This window comes from Streptomyces sp. NPDC050508, from assembly GCF_040655155.1.
In the GTDB taxonomy this organism is placed as follows: Bacteria; Actinomycetota; Actinomycetes; order Streptomycetales; family Streptomycetaceae; genus Streptomyces.
In genome coordinates, this window is the sequence record NZ_JBFAJJ010000005.1 from 589,325 (window position 1) to 607,043 (window position 17,719).

At 70.5% G+C, this 17,719-nt stretch carries 14 protein-coding genes; 4 read left to right on the forward strand and 10 right to left on the reverse strand.

Annotated elements, in window-relative coordinates; all coding sequences use genetic code 11:
• Positions 1-105: 105 nt before the first annotated feature.
• The 5 genes from glpK to AB0I69_RS18265 all read right to left on the reverse strand — a co-directional run bounded on the left by glpK (position 106) and on the right by AB0I69_RS18265 (position 6,105).
• The gene (gene glpK / locus AB0I69_RS18245; RefSeq protein ID WP_363096631.1) at positions 106-1,617 is read right to left on the reverse strand and encodes a glycerol kinase GlpK; all 1,512 of its coding nucleotides are present in this window, start codon (positions 1,615-1,617) and stop codon (positions 106-108) included.
• 59 nt (positions 1,618-1,676) lie between these two features.
• Positions 1,677-2,402, reverse strand: a complete 726-nt coding sequence (locus tag AB0I69_RS18250) for an MIP/aquaporin family protein (RefSeq protein WP_363096632.1) — start codon at positions 2,400-2,402, stop codon at positions 1,677-1,679.
• Between the two features lie 334 nt (positions 2,403-2,736).
• Positions 2,737-4,392 (reverse strand): GGDEF domain-containing protein, encoded by a 1,656-nt coding sequence (locus AB0I69_RS18255; RefSeq protein WP_363096633.1) that lies wholly within the window; start codon positions 4,390-4,392, stop codon positions 2,737-2,739.
• Between the two features lie 100 nt (positions 4,393-4,492).
• Positions 4,493-5,683, reverse strand: coding sequence for a lipid-transfer protein (locus tag AB0I69_RS18260; RefSeq protein WP_363096634.1), 1,191 nt, complete (start codon positions 5,681-5,683; stop codon positions 4,493-4,495).
• Complete coding sequence (locus AB0I69_RS18265; protein WP_363096635.1) at positions 5,680-6,105, reverse strand: zinc ribbon domain-containing protein; 426 nt, start codon at positions 6,103-6,105, stop codon at positions 5,680-5,682. Before AB0I69_RS18265 ends, AB0I69_RS18260 begins: the two co-directional genes overlap by 4 nt.
• Before the next feature lie 234 nt (positions 6,106-6,339).
• On the opposite strand from AB0I69_RS18265, the gene AB0I69_RS18270 reads away from it, so the two are divergent.
• Positions 6,340-6,876 (forward strand): NUDIX domain-containing protein, encoded by a 537-nt coding sequence (locus AB0I69_RS18270; RefSeq protein ID WP_363096636.1) that lies wholly within the window; start codon positions 6,340-6,342, stop codon positions 6,874-6,876.
• Positions 6,877-6,878: 2 nt separating this feature from the next.
• On the opposite strand, the gene AB0I69_RS18275 is transcribed toward AB0I69_RS18270, so the two are convergent.
• Positions 6,879-9,245, reverse strand: a complete 2,367-nt coding sequence (locus AB0I69_RS18275) for a TIM-barrel domain-containing protein (protein WP_363096637.1) — start codon at positions 9,243-9,245, stop codon at positions 6,879-6,881.
• A 214-nt stretch (positions 9,246-9,459) separates the two neighbouring features.
• Between AB0I69_RS18275 and AB0I69_RS18280 the strand changes: the two genes are divergently transcribed.
• Positions 9,460-11,436, forward strand: a complete 1,977-nt coding sequence (locus AB0I69_RS18280; RefSeq protein ID WP_363096638.1) for an acetoacetate--CoA ligase — start codon at positions 9,460-9,462, stop codon at positions 11,434-11,436.
• A gap of 21 nt (positions 11,437-11,457) precedes the next feature.
• On the opposite strand, the gene AB0I69_RS18285 is transcribed toward AB0I69_RS18280, so the two are convergent.
• Complete coding sequence (locus tag AB0I69_RS18285) at positions 11,458-12,783, reverse strand: aminotransferase class I/II-fold pyridoxal phosphate-dependent enzyme (RefSeq protein ID WP_363096639.1); 1,326 nt, start codon at positions 12,781-12,783, stop codon at positions 11,458-11,460.
• 111 nt (positions 12,784-12,894) lie between these two features.
• On the opposite strand from AB0I69_RS18285, the gene AB0I69_RS18290 reads away from it, so the two are divergent.
• On the forward strand, positions 12,895-14,103 hold the full coding sequence (locus AB0I69_RS18290; RefSeq protein WP_363096640.1) for an MFS transporter: 1,209 nt from the start codon (positions 12,895-12,897) through the stop codon (positions 14,101-14,103).
• 22 nt (positions 14,104-14,125) lie between these two features.
• Positions 14,126-15,022 (forward strand): hypothetical protein, encoded by an 897-nt coding sequence (locus AB0I69_RS18295; RefSeq protein WP_363096641.1) that lies wholly within the window; start codon positions 14,126-14,128, stop codon positions 15,020-15,022.
• Positions 15,023-15,093: 71 nt separating this feature from the next.
• Here AB0I69_RS18295 and ptsP read toward each other — a convergent pair whose 3' ends face one another.
• The 3 genes from ptsP to AB0I69_RS18310 form a co-directional block, all read right to left on the reverse strand.
• Positions 15,094-16,764 carry a phosphoenolpyruvate--protein phosphotransferase gene (gene ptsP / locus AB0I69_RS18300; RefSeq protein ID WP_363096642.1) on the reverse strand — a complete coding sequence of 557 codons (1,671 nt, stop codon included), beginning with the start codon at positions 16,762-16,764 and terminating at the stop codon, positions 15,094-15,096.
• A 78-nt stretch (positions 16,765-16,842) separates the two neighbouring features.
• Complete coding sequence (locus AB0I69_RS18305; RefSeq protein WP_363096643.1) at positions 16,843-17,292, reverse strand: PTS glucose transporter subunit IIA; 450 nt, start codon at positions 17,290-17,292, stop codon at positions 16,843-16,845.
• A 247-nt stretch (positions 17,293-17,539) separates the two neighbouring features.
• Positions 17,540-17,719: hypothetical protein (locus AB0I69_RS18310; protein WP_363096644.1), on the reverse strand; the 180-nt coding region annotated here is incomplete at its 5' end.

A 17,719-nucleotide genomic window follows, 5' to 3' on the forward strand; every position in this document is an offset into this window, starting at 1 on the left:
GCGCGGGCGCGACCCGTACCCCCGCCGACCGGGGTACGGGCCGCAGCTCTGGGAAACGGCACACACGCGCGTGTGCCTGATGGAACGACGCACGCGTGTGCGCGCCTAGTTGTCGCCCTCCTCCAGCCAGCCGAAGCTCTTCTCCACGGCCTTGCGCCAGTTGTGGTATTCGCGGTCCCGCACCGACGATTCCATGGACGGCGTCCACTCGACGTCCTTCTGCCAGTGCGCCTTCAGCTCGTCCAGGTCGTTCCAGACACCGGTGGCGAGCCCGGCCGCGTAGGCGGCGCCCAGGCAGGTCGTCTCGGAGACCTTGGGCCGGATCACCGGCACCCCGAGGACATCCGCCTGGTGCTGCATCAGGAGGTTGTTCTTGGTCATGCCGCCGTCCACCTTCAGGGTGGTGATCTGCACCCCGGAGTCCTGGAACATGGCGTCCACGACCTCGCGCGTCTGCCAGCTCGTCGCCTCCAGCACCGCGCGCGCGAGGTGCCCCTTCGTGACGTACCGGGTCAGCCCGGTGACGACTCCGCGCGCGTCGGAGCGCCAGTAGGGCGCGAACAGGCCGGAGAACGCGGGCACGATGTACGCGCCGCCGTTGTCGTCCACGCTCGCGGCGAGAGTCTCGATCTCGTCGGCGCTACGGATGATGCCGAGTTGGTCGCGGAACCACTGAACGAGCGCGCCCGTCACGGCGATCGACCCCTCCAGGCAGTAGACCGGCGCCTCGCCGCCGATCTTGTAGCCCATCGTCGTGAGGAGCCCATTCTTCGAAGGCACCGGCCGGTTCCCGGTGTTGAGCAGCAGGAAGCTGCCCGTGCCGTAGGTGTTCTTCGCCGTGCCCACGTCGTAGCAGGCCTGCCCGAACACGGCCGCCTGCTGGTCGCCCAGGGCCGACGCCACGGGCACGCCCGCGAGTTGGCCGACCGCGGTGCCGTAGACCTCGGCCGAGGACTTGATCTCGGGGAGGATCGCCTCGGGGACGTTCATCGCGGAGAGGATGGACGGGTCCCACTGGAGGGTCTCCAGGTTCATCAGCATGGTGCGTCCGGCGTTCGTCACGTCGGTGACGTGCTTGCCGCCGTCGACGCCGCCGGTGAGGTTCCAGATCAGCCAGGAGTCGATCGTGCCGAAGGCGATCTCCCCGCGCTCGGCGCGGTCCCTGAGGCCCGGAACGTTGTCGAGCAGCCAGGCCGCCTTCGGGCCGGAGAAGTAGCTGGCGAGCGGCAGGCCGGTCTGTTCGCGGAAGCGGTCCGGCCCGTCCGAGCCGCCCAGTTGCTTGCACAGGGCCGCGGTGCGGGTGTCCTGCCACACGATGGCGTTGTGCACGGGTTTGCCGGTGGCGCGGTCCCAAAGGACCGTCGTCTCACGCTGGTTGGTGATGCCGAGCGCGCTGAGCTGGTCGGCGCGCAGTCCCGCCTTGGCGATCGCCCCGGCGACCACGGCCTGCACCTTGGACCAGATCTCGGTGGCGTCGTGCTCCACCCAGCCCGGCTTGGGGAAGATCTGGCGGTGCTCGCGCTGGTCGACGGCGACGATCGCGCCGTCCTGGTTGAAGACGATGCAGCGGCTGGAGGTGGTGCCCTGGTCGATTGCGGCGACGAACTTGTCCGTCATGACGACCCCTTTGTCGTGTCCTTCAGATCCTTCGGAAGGCTGCTCTCGGAAGACCGTTGTCAGAAGGCGGCGTTGAAGATGACTCCGGCGAGCGCTCCGCCGATGAGCGGTCCCACCACCGGGATCCACGCGTAACTCCAGTCCGAGGTGCCCTTGTTGGGGATCGGGAGCAGCGAGTGGACGATGCGGGGGCCCAGGTCGCGGGCCGGGTTGATGGCGTATCCGGTGGGGCCGCCGAGCGACAGACCGATGCCGACCACCAGGAAGGAGACGACCAGCACCGCCGTGCCGGACGTGCCGAGTCCCTTGGTGAGCCCGAAGGCCAGGATCGGCAGGACCAGCGCGATCGTCGCGATGATCTCCGTCATCAGGTTCGCCACGACGTTGCGGATCGTCGGCGTGGTGGAGAAGATCCCGAGCGTGGGCTGCGCCATCTCCTCCTCGGCGTTGGCCTGGAACTGCGCGTAGTAGACCAGCCAGCACAGCACCGCGCCGAGCATGGCGCCGACCATCTGGCCCGCGATGTAGAGCGGGACCTTGTCCCACTTCCCGGTGTCGATGGCGATGCCGATGGTCACCGCCGGATTGAGTTGCCCGCCGGACAGCGGTGCGGCGGTGTACGCCCCGGCCATCACGCCGAAGCCCCATCCGAACGCGATGACGATCCAACCGGAGTTCTGTGCCTTGGAGTAGTTCAGTACGACGGCGGCGACCACGCCGGCGCCGAAGAGGATCAGTATCGCGGTGCCGATGACCTCACCGAGGAATATGTCTCCATTGCTCATGGCGGCTCCTAGGCCCTCGCCCGGGACGGTCGGCCCCGGTCCTCCGTACAGGGTGTGGTTCCCTTGGCGACTTCAGCCGAAGGCAGGGAGGGTCCCGCGCCCCGCCCGGCGTCCGTGACGAGCGTGCCGTGGCAGCCGAGATCGCCCGTGGGGGAGTGGGCCTGAGCGCAGGCGGAGCCCGCGCAGCGCAGTGCCTGGTACGCCGAGAATGTACGGCGATGTCGACCGACACCGGGAAGTGTTCACCGGTGCCCAGGGAGCGTCAAGGTCGCGGACGGCAACGGTGACACCCGCCTTGGCGGCCCCTGGAGCCCCGTAGGAAGCCGCCGGGCCGCTATCGGCGACCGTGCGACTCCGCCGCCGTGCGGGCGGCCTGTGCGGGCGTCACATGCGTTCCGCGCAGGATCTCGTACTCGGCCAGCCCCGCCCGGCCCAGCACCCAGCTCGTGCCGTCCAGCGACTTCGCCGCCTTCTTCAGCGGCGCCAGACCGGCGGCCGCCTGCCGGTGGTCGGTCACACTGCCCGGTACGCACAGGACGGTGGCCAGGGACAGCGTCACCGGCCTGCCGCCCGCCGCCCAGGACACATCGAGCACGGCGGCGGCCAGCGGCTCCAGCCCCTCCGGATCGGTGAGCACCAGGAAGTCGTCCCCGCCGATGTGCCCCACGCGCGCGTGGCCGGTCGCCGCGTACTGCAGCGCTCGCCCGACCGACCGGATCAACTCGTCGCCCGCCGCGAAACCGGCCTCGTCGTTGACCCGTTTGAAGTGGTCGACATCCAGCCAACTCAGCGCGAACGTCCGCCCGTCCGCGATCCGCCGGTCCACCTCACCGGTGATCGCGTCCGAACCGGGCAGCCGGGTCAGCGGATTGAGGCCGGCGGCCTCCTCCACCCGGGTCTCGGCCAACGCCCGGACCAGATCCGCCAGTCGTACGACGCCCACGCACCGCCCGTACCGGTCGATCACCGCCACATCGTCCGACGTACGGTCCGCGTCGCCGACCGCTACGACGTCCAGGACCTCCCAGGCGGTCGCGTCGACGCCGACCGTCCGCGGCATGTCGCCGAGCTTGGCCGCGGGCCGGTCGGCGTACAGGGCGTGGCCGTAGCGCCCCGACATGGACAGCAGGAAGCGGGACCGGTGCACCGACCGGACCGGCACCCCGTCGCGGTCCACGAGTACCACCCCGGACACGTCGGGCGAGCCGGTCAGCAGCGCCCGCACCTGACTGGCGGACGCGGTGTCGGGCAGCAGTGCGGCCGGCCGTACGAACTCCCGTATCCACGGCCCCGACTGCGGTGTCGTCGCGAGGCCGGGCGCGCGGGGCGGAACGTATACGTCCGCCGCGGGAATCCGGGTCGGCGGCGCGAACAACTCGCCCTGCGCCAACTGGGCCCCGGCGGACCGCGCGGCAGCGCACTGCGCCTCGGTCTCCACCCCCTCCACGGAGAGCAGGGCGCCCAACTGCTCGCACAGGGTCCGCATGGCCCGCACCGCGGCCGGCCGCGCCAGCAGTGACGCGTCGAGTTTCACCAGGTCGGGTGCCATGTCCGTGAGCAGCCGCAGGGGTACGTCACCGTCGCCGACGCCGTCCGCACTGATCCGGAACCCCTGGCCCCGCAGCGCGGACACCGCCTCCAGGAGCGCCCGTTGAGGCACGTGCGTGAACGGCGGGACGATGTCGACCGTCAGCTCCCACGGCAGCCGTCCCGCCTCGCGCACCGCGCTGTGCAGCGCGGTGAGGCCGCCGAGGTCCGCGAGGGTGCCGGCGAACACATTGATGTGCAGCGGCAGCAGCGTCTCCTTGCGGGCGGCGGCGCGGACCGCCAACACGGCCAGCTTGCCGTCGAGTTCGGGGTCGCGCCGGGCCTCGGCCAGGATGTCGCCGGTCTCCGGGCGGACGAGTACCTCCAGCCCTGCGATCCCTCCGGTGGTCAGATTGACCACCGGTTGGAAGGCGAAGCGGAGAGTATCCGTCCAGGAGCGCACGGCAGCATGATGACGCTACCGGCGCACGCCCAGGCCCAGTTCATAAGACGTTCACGCAGGCTTGCGGGCTGATCACACCGCGTGCGCGGCACTCAGCCGCTCAGCGCACCGCGAGCACCGCCGACCCGTGCCCGAACAGCCCCTGGTTGGCGGTGATCCCCACCCGCGCCCCCGCGACCTGCCGGTCACCCGCGTCGCCTCTCAACTGCCAGGTCAGCTCGCAGACCTGGGCGATCGCCTGAGCCGGCACCGCCTCCCCGAAGGAAGCCAGCCCACCGCTCGCGTTCACGGGTATGCGCCCGCCCAGGGTCGTCGCGCCCTCCCGCAGCAGCTTGGCGCCCTCGCCCTCGGCGCACAGCCCCAGATCCTCGTACCACTGCAACTCCAGGGCGGTGGACAGGTCGTACACCTCGGCCAGCGAGAGGTCTTCGGGGCCGAGGCCCGCCTCCTCGTAGGCCGCGCGCGCGATCGACGCCCGGAAGGTCTCGTCCGGCGGTGACGCCCCCGCCGCCGAGTCCGTGGCGATGTCCGGGAGGTCCAGCACCGTGTTGGGATAGCGCGGCGTCACCGTGGACACCGCCCGGATCCGCACCGGGTCCGCCGCACCGTGACCGCGCGCGAACTCCATGCTGGACAGCACCAGGGCGGCCCCGCCGTCCGAGGTGGCGCAGATGTCCAGCAGCCGCAGCGGATCGGCGACCACCGCCGAGGCGGCGACCTCCTCGGCGGAGACCCGCTTGCGGTAGCGCGCGTACGGATTCAGCGCGCCCAGGGCGGCGTTCTTCACCTTGACCTGGGCGAAGTCCTCCGGAGTGTCCCCGTGGAGGGCCATCCGCCTGCGCGCGTACAGCCCGAAGTACGTCGGGTTCGTCGCCCCCAGGACCCGGAAGCGGAGCCAGTCCGGATCGTCGTGCCGCTCCCCGCCGGCCGGCCGGAAGAACCCCTTGGGCGCGGCATCGGCGCCCACGACCAGCACCACGTCCGCGAGCCCCGAAAGGATCTGCGCCCGCGCGGCGTTGACGGCCTGCGCCCCGGACGCGCACGCCGCGTACACGCTCGCCACCCGGGCCCCCTGCCAGCCCAGCGCCTTCGCGAACGTCGCGCCCGCCACATACCCGGGATATCCGCCACGCACCGTGTCCGCGCCGACGATCGAGCCGACGTCCCGCCACTCCAGGCCGGCGTCGGCGAGCGCCGCCCGGGCCGCCGCCGTCCCGTACTCGACGAAGCTCCGCCCCCACTTGCCCCAGGGGTGCATGCCCGCGCCGAGCACCGCCACGTCCCCCGTCATACCGCCACCTCCGTAGGCCGCCAGTGCCAGGTCGTCCAGGTCGTCTCCGCGTCCTCGCTCAGCACACCGGGGACGACCTCCACCTCCATGCCCACCGTCAGATCGGCGACGGTGATCCCGGGAACCGCCTGTCCCAGCACCACGATCCGCTCGGACTCCAGCTCCACAGCGATCAACGCGTACGGCTCCCACGGAAGTTCCGGATCGGTCACATACGGTGACGGCGGCCGGTACCGGCTGTCCGTGTAGGACCAGACCCGGCCGCGCCGCGACAGCGGGACCTCCGCCAGTTCGCCGCCCAGACAGGCCGGGTTGCGGCAGTGGCTGTCCTCACGCGGGAAGAAGACCGAGGCGCACGCGGAACAGCGCGTGCCGAGCAACCGGAAGTCGTCCCCGTCCCCGGTGAACCAATCGGTGACCACAGGTGTGCGTGTCCGCGACAACGTCCCTCCACAGCACTGGATCTGACGGAACGTCAGAAGTGTGCCACGGGCAACGGAAAATGAGCAGGGCGTTTCGGTGAACCATCGAGCCACTTCCGGCGTCGTGGTATCGGGAGGAACGGCCGGGGCCCACGGGGGTGGTCCCGGCCGTTTCCCGTTTCTCGCACGGCCCCCGGAAAGACGCCCTCCGCTTGATCGGATACAGTCCGCCGGGTGTCCGAAACTCAAGCCTCCGTCCCCAACTCCGGGCCGAACTCCCACTGTTCGAGCTGCGGATCGCCCTACGGAGAGGGCGTCTCCGGCTGGCCCCGTACCTGCCCGGCCTGCGGCACCGTCGCCTACCGCAACCCGCTGCCCGTCGCCGTCGCACTCCAGCCCGTGTACGACACGAAGGGCACCGCCCTGGTCGTCATCACCCGAACCGTCGCTCCCGCGCGCGGAGGCGTCGCCCTGCCCGGCGGTTACGTCGACGACCGCGAGGACTGGCGACAGGCCCTCGTCCGCGAACTCAGGGAAGAGACGGGCATCGACGCCGCGAGCCGTGACGTACGACTCGTCGACGCCATCAGCTCGCCCGACGGGCATCTCCTGCTCTTCGGAGTCCTCCCCGAGCGCCCTGTAGAAGGCCTGCCCAAGTCCGTCGCCACCGACGAGACGGAGGGCTGGCACCTCCTGCGCAGGCCGGAGGAGCTCGCCTTCCCCTTGCACACCGTGGCCATCAGGGCCTGGTTCGAAGGCCGGTACATCTGAGCTCAGCCCGCACCGAGCCCTCGCACCCGCACCGGGTAGGACGGCACGCTCACGCCGTCCTCCAACTCCCGCTCCACCACCACTCGTCGGCTCTCCCAGCGGGCGACGTACCGCTCGATCTCCGGCTCGTCCCATCCGTCGCCCGCATCCGGCACCACCAGCCCGCCCCCGGTCCGCCCGCGGGCGGGCGCCCACACCTCCAGCTCAAGCCCGCCGTCCGCGCCCCGCACCGGCAGAACGGCACCCGCGCGCGCGAGCACCGGAATCCGCGACAACGGGGCGTCGACGAGAATCTGGGCCGGCCCCTCGTAGGCCCGCTCCGTCTCCGTGTCGTACCAGCGCCCCCTCGGCAACTGCACCGCACGCCGGTCCGACCCCGGATCGAGCACCGGAGCCACCAGAAGACAGTCGCCCAGCAGGAAGGCGTCCTCGCAGTCCCGTAGTGCGCGATCCTCCGGCGCACCCCACCACAGGGGCCGCACATAGGGCGCTCCGGTCCGCCGTGCCAGATGCGCCAGCGTCATGAAGTACGGCAGCAGCCGCCGCCGCTCGACGAGCGCCACGCGCGCGTGCTCCAGCACGTCGGCACCGAACTCCCAGGGCTCCCGACGTCCCGCACGCAGGCTCGCGTGGGTGCGGAACAGCGGCAGATACGCGCCGAGTTGGAACCAGCGCAGATACAGCTCGGGCGAGGGGCTCCCGTCGAAACCGCCCACGTCCGGACCGGAGTACGGCACCCCGCACAGCCCGAGCCCCATGACCAGCGACAGCGAGGCCCGCAGCCCCGGCCAGCCGGTGGCCACATCGCCGGACCAGGTGCCCCCGTAGGACTGCATCCCGGCCCACCCGGAGCGCGAGAAGAGGAACGGCCGCTCCTGGGGGGCCAGTTCGAGCAACGCCTGGTAGGCGGCCTGCGCCATGCACAGCGCGTACACGTTGTGCGCCTCACGATGGTCACCGCCCCGCCCCTCCAGGTCGTGCCGGGCCGAACGGGGCAATGTCGACTCCCCGAAGGCGGCGAAGGACGTGGGTTCGTTCATGTCGTGCCAGAACCCCGCGAACCCCTGCGCGAGACGCTCCTTGTAGAGCCCGCCCCACCACCCCCGCACACGCGCGTGCGTGAAGTCCGGGAAAACGGCCTCCCCGGGCCATACGACGCCCCGTACCAGCCGCCCCGAGGCGTCCCGCACGAAGGCGTCCTCGGCCGTCCCGCTGTCGTAGACGGCGTTTCCCGGCTCGGCCTTCACCGCGGGGTCGACGATCGACACCAGCCGGATACCGTCCCGCCGCAACTCGTCGGCGAGCACCGGCAGCTTCGGGAAGCGCTCCTGGTCGACCGTGAACACCTGGTGCTCGTCGTAGTGGTCGATGTCCAGGTGGACGGCATCCAGCGGCAGACCGCGCTCCTGGTAGCCGGCGACGATCCGCCGCACCTCCCGCTCACTGCCGAAGCCCCACCGCGCGTGATGGTGCCCCAGCGCCCAGGCCGGCGGCAGCGCGGGAGCACCGGTCAGCGAGGACCAGGCGTGCAGCACGCGCGCGGGGGTGCCCACCACCACCCAGCAGCGCAGCGGACCGCCGTCCATCCGCAGCTCGGACGCCCCGGCCCGGTCGTGCCCGGAACCGGCACCCTCCTCGCCCTCCCGCAGCGTCACCGTGCCGTCCCAGGAGGTGTCGTGGAACACCAGGTGCGTAGCGGCGTCGGCGACCACCAACTGCATGGGCATCGTGATGTACAGCGGATCGTCACCCGGCGCGAAGGCGTGCCCGGGGTCGGTGTTCCACAGGCGGTACGTCCCGTCGCGCAGCCGGGGCCCCGACGCGCGCCCGCCGAGCCCGAAGAACCGGGCGTCCGCCGCCACCTCCGAGCGCTGCATCCAGCGGGCCGTGCCGCCGCCCACCGGCTCCCACCAGCGGGGCGGCAGATCCCGGCGCAGCGTCACACCTCCGGGCGTACGCACCTCGACCGCGCCGTGCCGCGACACGGCGACCGTCACCCGCTCCGCCACGACCCGCCAGCCGCCGTCCTTGTCCGGCTCCAGGACCGCCCGGGGATCCGGCTCGGGACAGCGCCCGCCGAGCGCGTACGACGGCTCAGGAGCGGCTCCGTCCCAGCCCCAGAAGACGGCCCCGTTCACGGCGACGGTGATGCGCAGTTCGGAACGGCTGAACCGGATGATCCCGCCGCCGGGCCCCGGCTCCGCCTCCCGCACCGGCCCGGGCACCCGCGCCCGCTCAGCCCCTCGCGCGGGCAGCCCGGTGGCGTCGGCACGCTGCCTGCGCCACGCCGCCCGTACGGTACGCAACCCCTGCGCCGCCCCCGTCGAACCGACCACCTTCACCGAACGCACCAGGTCACGACCGTCCATGCTGCTCACCCTGCCATTACAAGCCCCGGATAACCGTGTCGTTCAACTGCCGTTCACCCGTGGTGGGACCACATCTTCACGACACGGACTATGTGGGGCACGCCCTGGTGCAGAAGTCGATCACATGGCATCGTCCGTGTCAGCCGCGTCACGCGCACACCCCCGCACGTGCGCGACCGACGCACACGACGCGCACAGTCCCGGGAGCCGCCCCATGTCGACCGCGAACCCCCTGCCGCTCTGGCAGCCAGATCCGGAACACATCGCCCAGGCACAGGTCACCAAGTTCCAGTCCTGGGCGGCCGAACACCACGGAGCCCCCTCCGACGGCGGCTACGCGGCACTGCACCGCTGGTCCGTCGACGAGCTGGACACGTTCTGGCAGGCCGTCACCGAGTGGTTCGACGTCCGGTTCTCGACCCCCTACGCGCGCGTGCTCGGCGACCGTTCCATGCCCGGCGCCCACTGGTTCCCCGGAGCGACCCTCAACTACGCCGAGCACGCCCTGCGCGCGGCGGCGACCCGCGCCCACGAACCGGCCCTCCTGTACGTCGACGAGACCCACGAGCCGACCCCGGTCACCTGGTCGGAGCTGCGCCGCCAGGTCGGCTCCCTGGCCGCCGAACTGCGCACCCTCGGCGTACGCCCCGGAGACCGCGTCAGCGGCTACCTCCCGAACATCCCGCAGTCCGTCGTCGCCCTGCTCGCCACGGCCGCCGTGGGCGGCGTCTGGACGTCCTGCGCCCCCGACTTCGGCGCCCGCAGCGTCCTCGACCGCTTCCAACAGGTCGAACCCGTCGTCCTGTTCACCGTCGACGGCTACCGCTACGGCGGCAAGGAGCACGACCGCCGCGACACGGTCGCCGAACTCCGCCGCGAACTGCCCACCCTGCGCGCCGTCGTCCACATCCCCCTCCTGGGCACCGACGCCCCCGAAGGCGCCTTGGAGTGGGCATCGTTGACCGCGGCCGACGTGGAGCCCGTCTTCGAAGCGGTCCCCTTCGAGCACCCCCTCTGGGTCCTCTACTCCTCCGGCACGACCGGCCTCCCCAAGGCCATCGTCCAGTCCCAGGGCGGCATCCTCGTAGAACACCTCAAACAGCTCGGCCTGCACTGCGACCTGGGCCCCGAGGACCGCTTCTTCTGGTACACGTCGACCGGCTGGATGATGTGGAACTTCCTCGTCTCCGGCCTCCTGACCGGCACGACGATCGTCCTCTACGACGGCAGCCCCGGGTATCCCGACATCGGCGCCCAGTGGCGTGTCGCCGAGCGCACCGGGGCGACTCTCTACGGCACCTCGGCCGCGTACGTCATGGCCTGCCGCAAGGCCGGCGTGCACCCCTCCCGCGACTTCGACCTCTCCAAGGTGCAGTGCGTCGCCACCACCGGATCACCCCTGCCGCCCGACGGGTTCCGCTGGCTGCACGACGAGTTCGCAGAGAGCGGGGCCGACCTGTGGATCGCCTCGGTCAGTGGCGGCACGGACGTCTGCTCCTGCTTCGCAGGAGCCGTACCGACCCTCCCGGTGTACATCGGCGAACTCCAGGCCCCCGGGCTGGGCACCGACCTCCAGTCCTGGGACCCGAACGGCGAACCCCTGGTCGACGAGGTCGGCGAGCTGGTGGTCACCAACCCCATGCCGTCCATGCCGATCTACTTCTGGAACGACCCGGACGGCACCCGCTACCACGACAGCTACTTCGACACGTACCCCGGAGTGTGGCGCCACGGCGACTGGATCACCGTCACCTCCCGAGGCTCCGTGGTCATCCACGGCCGCTCCGACTCCACGCTCAACCGCCAAGGCGTGCGCATGGGTTCGGCCGACATCTACGAAGCGGTCGAGCGGCTCCCGGAGATCAAGGAATCACTCGTCCTCGGCATCGAACAACCCGACGGCGGCTACTGGATGCCCCTCTTCGTGCACCTCGCCCCCGGAGCCGTCCTCGACGAGGCCCTCCTGGGCCGCATCAAGCAGACGATCCGCGAACAGCTCTCCCCACGCCACGTACCCGACGAGGTCATCGAGGTGCCCGGGGTTCCGCACACCCTCACCGGGAAGCGCATCGAGGTACCGGTCAAACGCCTTCTCCAGGGCACCCCGTTGGAGAAGGCGGTCAACCCCGGCTCCATCGACAACCTCGACCTGCTGAGCTTCTACGAGGACCTCGCCCGCAAACGCGCCTGATCGACCTCCCGTAGAGGTCGATCACCCTCCATAGGTGGCCTCGGACTCGCCCTCGCCGAGCACAGCGGCGAAGTCCGAGGCCAGCCGCGCCGCGTCGACCGGTTCGAGTTCGGCGACGGAGATCCGTACCGCAGGCTCGGACGCCAGCCTGAAGCGGGCCCCCGCGGCGACCCACCAGCCGTACGACCGCAGCCCGTTGACCACGGCGGACTCGTCCCGCACAGGCACCCAGAGATTCATTCCGCTCACCCCGTGCGCCTCGATTCCGCGCTCGCTCAGCTCCTTGCGGAGGGCCTCCCGGCGCAGCACGTACGCCTCCCGCGCGCGTGTGACCAACGCGCGCGTGCCGTCGTCCGTCATCAGCCCGTGGACGGTCTCTTGAAGGAGATGGCTCACCCAGCCGGACGTCAGCAGCAACCGCCCGTCGTGCCGTGCCGACGTGGTCGGATCACAGGCCGCCGCGGCCCACCGCAGGTCGGTGCCCAGGAACTTGCTCACCGTCCGCACATGCACCCAGCGCGGCAGGCCACCGGCGGCCAGCGACCGCAGGGGAGCGGCCGCCACGGAGGACGCGTGGTCGTTCTCCACGACGAGCACCTCGGGTCCGTCCCGGAGCACCTCGACCAGCGCGTCGCGGCGCACGGCCGAGAAGCTGCCGCCGTACGGATTCTGCGCCCGGGGGCTGCACACCACGGCACGCACACCCGCCCGCAGCGCCGCACGCAAGGCATCGGGGCGCACACCCTCGTCGTCCACGGCGACGGGCACGCTGCGCAACCCCAACGCCGAGACCAGATCCAGCAGATGGTGATATCCGGGATCCTCCATGGCGACGGCGTCCCCGGGCCGCAACTCCACGGAAAGCAGTCGCCCGATCAGATCCAGCGCACCGTGCGCGAAGGTCACGTGTTCCACCGGCACACCATCGGGCCGAAGCCAGTCCCGTACGGCCTCCTCCAACCGCGGCAACCGCGGCGTGGACCGATGGGACCGCACACCGGGGGACAGCCGCGAGGGCGGCACCAGAGCAGGCAGGAACGCGGGATCGGGGTGCCCACCGGCCAGGTCCCGCAGGCCTTCCGGCACCCGGGGCGGTCGCCGGGAGGCCACCGAGGGAGCCTGCGCCACCACCGTCCCACCGCGCCCGCGCGTGACGACGATGCCCCGCTGCCGCAGCTCCTTGTACGCCGTGGCGACTGTCCCCGGACTCACCCCGAGCTCGTCCGCGAGCCGCCGCACCGGAGGCAGCGCGGTATCCGGCCCCAACACGCCCTCGGCCACGCGTCGTTCGACGGACGCGGCGATCCCCTTGGCCGTCGTACCACTGATCCCATATTGTATTGCCACGTCGGCAACTATGTATCAATACATAACTCGATGCAAGGGGGAGCAGTGGGTACGACGCGTCGCGCAGCCGTACGGCCGCAACGCATACCGGGAGGGCGCGACGGTCGCAGAATGCTCGTGATCGCCCTCGTCGACCGCACCGGCAGCGGCCTGTGGGCCACCGTGTCCGTCCTCTACTTCACCTACGTCTCGCATCTCTCCGTCGCCCAGGTGGGCACCCTCGCCGCGGTCGCCGGAGCCATCGGCATCGCGGGCGCCCCCTTCGCCGGCCGCCTCGCCGACCGGTTCCCGCTCACCCGCGTCCTCACCGCCCTTCAACTCCTGCGGGCCCTGGCCTCCTTCGCCCTGCTCACCACGGACAACTACGTCCTGCTGATCACCTTCTCGGCCGTCGGCGGCTTCGGAGACCGCGCCGCCAACGTGCTCACCAAGCTCTACGCAACCCGCGTGGCAGGACCCGACCGCATCCGCTACCAGGCCATCAGCCGTACCGCCGCCAACGCGGGCTGGGCCCTGGGCGGCCTCATCGCGGCGGCCGCCCTCGCCCTCGGCACAACCGCCGCCTACCACTGGCTCCTCCTCGGCGACGCCCTCTCCTTCGTCGCCGTCGCGACCCTCACCGTCCGCTGCGGCGAACCCCCGTCGCCACACCGCACCGTCGTGACTTCGAAGGAGGCGCCACCCACGAGCAGGCCACCGAACCCCTGGCGCGACCGCACCTACCTCGCGTATGTCGCGACCGAAACCGTCCTCTTCCTCGACGACGCCGTCTTCAAGGTCGGCCTGCCGCTGTGGATCGCCCACGCCAGCGACGCACCGCACGGCCTGGCACCCCTGCTGATGGTCCTCAACAACGTGATGGTGGTGGCGCTCATCGTCCCCCTGGCCCGCTTCGCCACCACGACAGCGGCCACCCGCAACCTGCTGATACCGCTCTCCGCCGCCTTCGCCCTCGGCGGTACGACCCTGGCACTCTCGTCCACCGGCGGAGCTGTCACAGCGACCGTGCTCCTCACCGCCTCGGCAGCCGCTTTCACCATGGCGGAAATGCTCCACGCCACCATCTCCTGGGAGCTCTCCGTCGCTCTCGCGCCCGACACCGCGCAGGGCGCCTACCTCGGCGTGCACGGACTCGCCCAGTCCACCCAGCGCAGCATCGGCCCACTGGCAGTCACCGCAGCCATCGCCACCGGCCCCCTCGGCTGGACCGCCTTCGGCGCCGTCATCGCTCTGACCTGCATGATTCAGCACCGCTTGGTCCGTGAGCCACTCGCTCGCACGCCGTTGTCAGTGCCGTCGGTTACTGTGAGTGAGCATTGATCGACCGTGCACAGGGGGAAACATGGCACACACCGACCACCAGACCATGCGACGCGTTCTGCGCCGCGAAATCGCAGGCACCATCGGCCTGTTGACCGACGAGCACGACTTCCGCGCCATGCGGCGCTACCGCAGCTTCACCTTCGACGACCACACCGCCTACCTCCAACAGATCGAGGCGCTCCTCAAGATCCGAGCCTCCCAGGGCAGCCACACCAGCGTGGCCCTCTTCGACCCCCAGGAATACGCCGAGTTCTGCGCCGACAGCGGCCTCGACCCCGACATCCCGTCCAGCCGCACCCGCTTCACGGCGGAACTCGCCACCACCGGGCCCACCCTGCCGTACGAGGGCCAACCGCTGGCCGACCTCCTCCCGGCCCTCGTCGACGAGGCCGTCCGCCAGGCGACCTGGGAGTACGCGACCACACTCCTGGCCCGCCTCGGCGCCTGCGCCTCCTGCGGCGAGGACATCGGCCGCGCGGCCTTCACCCGAGCCTCCGGCCTCGTCGCCCGCATCCTCGACACAGCCCGGCCCGGCAACCGACACCTCGTCTGCAGCGTCTCGGGAACACCGGAGACCCTCGTCTCCGTCCTCCACGCCGACGAGGACGAGGACGGAGCCACCTACCTGGACGACGCCGAAGCTCTCGAATTCACCACAGTCCTCGCCCTCGGCATCGCCACCCGAAACCCCGGCGGACTCGTCATGCGCACCACGAGCCCCGACACCACCGACTGCATCTACGGCTGGCGCCTGCGCGGCGACGGCCTGGAAGCCCTGACCGCCGGCGAGGTCTTCGACGCCTACTGCACCGACGTCGAATCCGGCGACCTCATCTCCCCGGAATCAGGCGTCGACTACTGCATGCCGCCCGACCTCGGAGACGTAGAACAGCCCCCAGGAGGACACCACCACTGAACACGCCAGGGGCGCCCCACCCATGGGTGGGGCGCCCCAGAACCACAGCCGACGGACGGCTTCCTGCCCGACTACTCGCCGGACAGGACCGCCTGCGCCGCGGCGCGCGCTTCCTCGGCACTGTCAGCAGCCCGCGCGGCCAGCGCGGCCCGCTCGCACTGAGCCAGCGTGTACTTCGCAAGCGCCGACCGCACATAGGGAATCGAAGCCGCACCCATGGAAAGGGAGGTGACCCCCAGACCGGTCAACACACAAGCCAGCAGAGGGTCGGACGCGGCCTCACCGCAGACACCACAGCTCTTGCCCTCGGCCTTCGCCCCCTCGGCGGACATCGCCACCAGGTCGAGCAGCGCGGGCTGCCACGGATCCTGCAGACGAGACACCGCACCCACCTGACGGTCGGCGGCGAAGGTGTACTGCGCGAGGTCGTTGGTCCCCAGCGACAGGAACTCGACCTCCTGCAGGATCGAGCGCGCCCGCAGCGCGGCCGACGGAATCTCCACCATCGCGCCGAACTTCGCCCGCAGCCCCGCCTCCCGGCACGCGTCCGCGAACGCCTTCGCGTCCGCCCGGTCCGCGACCATCGGAGCCATGACCTCAAGGTAGACAGGCAGCCCCTCGGCAGCCTTCGCGAGCGCCGTCAGCTGGGTGCGCAGCACGTCGGGGTGATCGAGCAACGACCGCAGACCACGCACACCCAGGGCCGGGTTCGGCTCGTCGGCGGGCGTCAGGAAGTCCAACGGCTTGTCCGCGCCGGCGTCCAGCACCCGCACGACGACCCGCCCCTCGGGGAACGCCTCAAGCACCTGCCGGTAGGCCTCGACCTGCTTCTCCTCGGACGGCGCGTTCTTGCTGTCGTCCAGGAAAAGGAACTCGGTACGGAAGAGCCCCACACCCTCGGCCCCGGCCTCCAGCGCGGCCGGTACATCAGCAGGACCGCCGACATTGGCCAGCAGCGGCACCTTGTGCCCATCGGAGGTGGCACCAGGACCCGTAGAAGCGGAGAGAGAGGCCTTGCGCGCGGCGGCCGCAGCCTCCAGCTGCTCCTTCTTCTCATCACTGGGGTTCACGAAGATCTCGCCGGTGCTGCCGTCCACGGCGACCACCGTGCCTTCGGCCAACTCCCCGGCCCCCGGCAGCGCCACCACGGCCGGCACACCGAGCGCCCGCGCCAGGATCGCGCTGTGACTCGTCGGCCCACCCTCCTCGGTGACAAAACCGAGCACCAGGGTCGGGTCCAGCAGCGCCGTATCCGCAGGCGCAAGGTCACGAGCAATAAGGACGTACGGCTCGTCGCTGTCCGGAACACCCGGCATCGGCACCCCGAGCAACCGGGCGACGATACGGTTCCGCACGTCATCGAGGTCGGCCACGCGACCGGCCAGATACTCACCGGCACCCGCCAGCAGAGCACGGTAGGCGGCGAAGGCGTCGTACACGGCCCGCTCGGCCGTGCTGCCAACCGTGATACGGCGCTCCACATCCGCCATCAGCTCGGGGTCCTGGGCCATCATGGCCTGGGCCTCCAGCACCGCCTGGGCTTCGCCCCCTGCCAGATTGCCGCGCGCCATCAGGTCGGCCGCCACAGCGTCCACGGCCTGGCGGGCGCGCCCCTGTTCACGCTCCGCGTCCTCCACCGGAATCTGCTTGGCAGGCGGTTCCAGAACCGCCGTCCCCATGTGCCGAACCTCGCCGATCGCCACACCGTGGCTCACGCCGACGCCTCGCAGCGTTGTCTCCATCTCACCCTTCTCCGATAGTGCGGCGGGTCCCGCCGCCGCGTTGGTCGTCCTGCTCACCGTCATACGACGGCACTGACGTCACTCCCAGGTGAAGAGACTGTCGCCGGCCTTCACATCGCCGTCTTCGCGGAGATCGGAGAGGGACTCGGCGGTGGCCTCAAGGGCCACGATCGGACACACCGGGGACTTGCCGGCTGCCTCGACGGCGGCCGGGTTCCAGCGCACGACGCTCTGGCCCCGCGTCACGGTGTCGCCCTTGTTGACGAGCAACTCGAAGCCCTCGCCGTTGAGCTGCACCGTGTCGATACCGAGGTGAGTGAGCACACCGTGCCCCTCACCGTCCACGACGACGAAGGCGTGGGGGTGAAGCGAGACGATGACTCCGTCCACGGGAGAGACGGCCTCGGAAGGCTCACGTACGGGGTCGATGGCCATACCGGGGCCGACCATGGCTCCGGCGAAGACCGGATCCGGCACCTCGGTCAGTCCGATGGCACGTCCTGCGAGAGGGGACGTCACGCTGGTCATGGGAAGCCTCCCAGGGGTGGATATGTGATGGGGCCGTCACTGCCTGTCCCGGACGGCACACTGAGCAGCAGGGTATGTCATATGTAGTACCGGTTCCGCCCGAGAGGTCGGGATTAGTGGTCTAGACCACACCTCTAATCGATTTGCACCTGCTCTACGGCCGCATGTACAGTCGTACTCCTGCTTGAGGCCGAGCGACGCGACCAAGCGTCTTTGCTTGGCCTGGCAGCATCCAACTTGTCAGATCCTATCTCGGGGTCACCTTCTGTATGCCTGCAGGATGGTGGTCAGGGGGCCGGAAAAACACTGATAGAGTTTGGAACACCGAAGGGAAGCCCGGAGGAAAGCCCGAGAGGGTGAGTACAAAGGAAGCGTCCGTTCCTTGAGAACTCAACAGCGTGCCAAAAATCAACGCCAGATATGTTGA

Bases quoted from the DNA above. Each gene is read 5' to 3' on its own strand.
- glpK (WP_363096631.1), bottom strand. From the start codon at position 1,617: ATGACGGACAAGTTCGTCGCCGCAATCGACCAGGGCACCACCTCCAGC.
- AB0I69_RS18250 (WP_363096632.1), bottom strand. From the start codon at position 2,402: ATGAGCAATGGAGACATATTCCTCGGTGAGGTCATCGGCACCGCGATA.
- AB0I69_RS18260 (WP_363096634.1), bottom strand. From the start codon at position 5,683: ATGACGGGGGACGTGGCGGTGCTCGGCGCGGGCATGCACCCCTGGGGC.
- AB0I69_RS18275 (WP_363096637.1), bottom strand. From the start codon at position 9,245: ATGGACGGTCGTGACCTGGTGCGTTCGGTGAAGGTGGTCGGTTCGACG.
- AB0I69_RS18280 (WP_363096638.1), top strand. From the start codon at position 9,460: ATGTCGACCGCGAACCCCCTGCCGCTCTGGCAGCCAGATCCGGAACAC.
- AB0I69_RS18290 (WP_363096640.1), top strand. From the start codon at position 12,895: ATGCTCGTGATCGCCCTCGTCGACCGCACCGGCAGCGGCCTGTGGGCC.
- AB0I69_RS18295 (WP_363096641.1), top strand. From the start codon at position 14,126: ATGGCACACACCGACCACCAGACCATGCGACGCGTTCTGCGCCGCGAA.
- ptsP (WP_363096642.1), bottom strand. From the start codon at position 16,764: ATGGAGACAACGCTGCGAGGCGTCGGCGTGAGCCACGGTGTGGCGATC.
- AB0I69_RS18305 (WP_363096643.1), bottom strand. From the start codon at position 17,292: ATGACCAGCGTGACGTCCCCTCTCGCAGGACGTGCCATCGGACTGACC.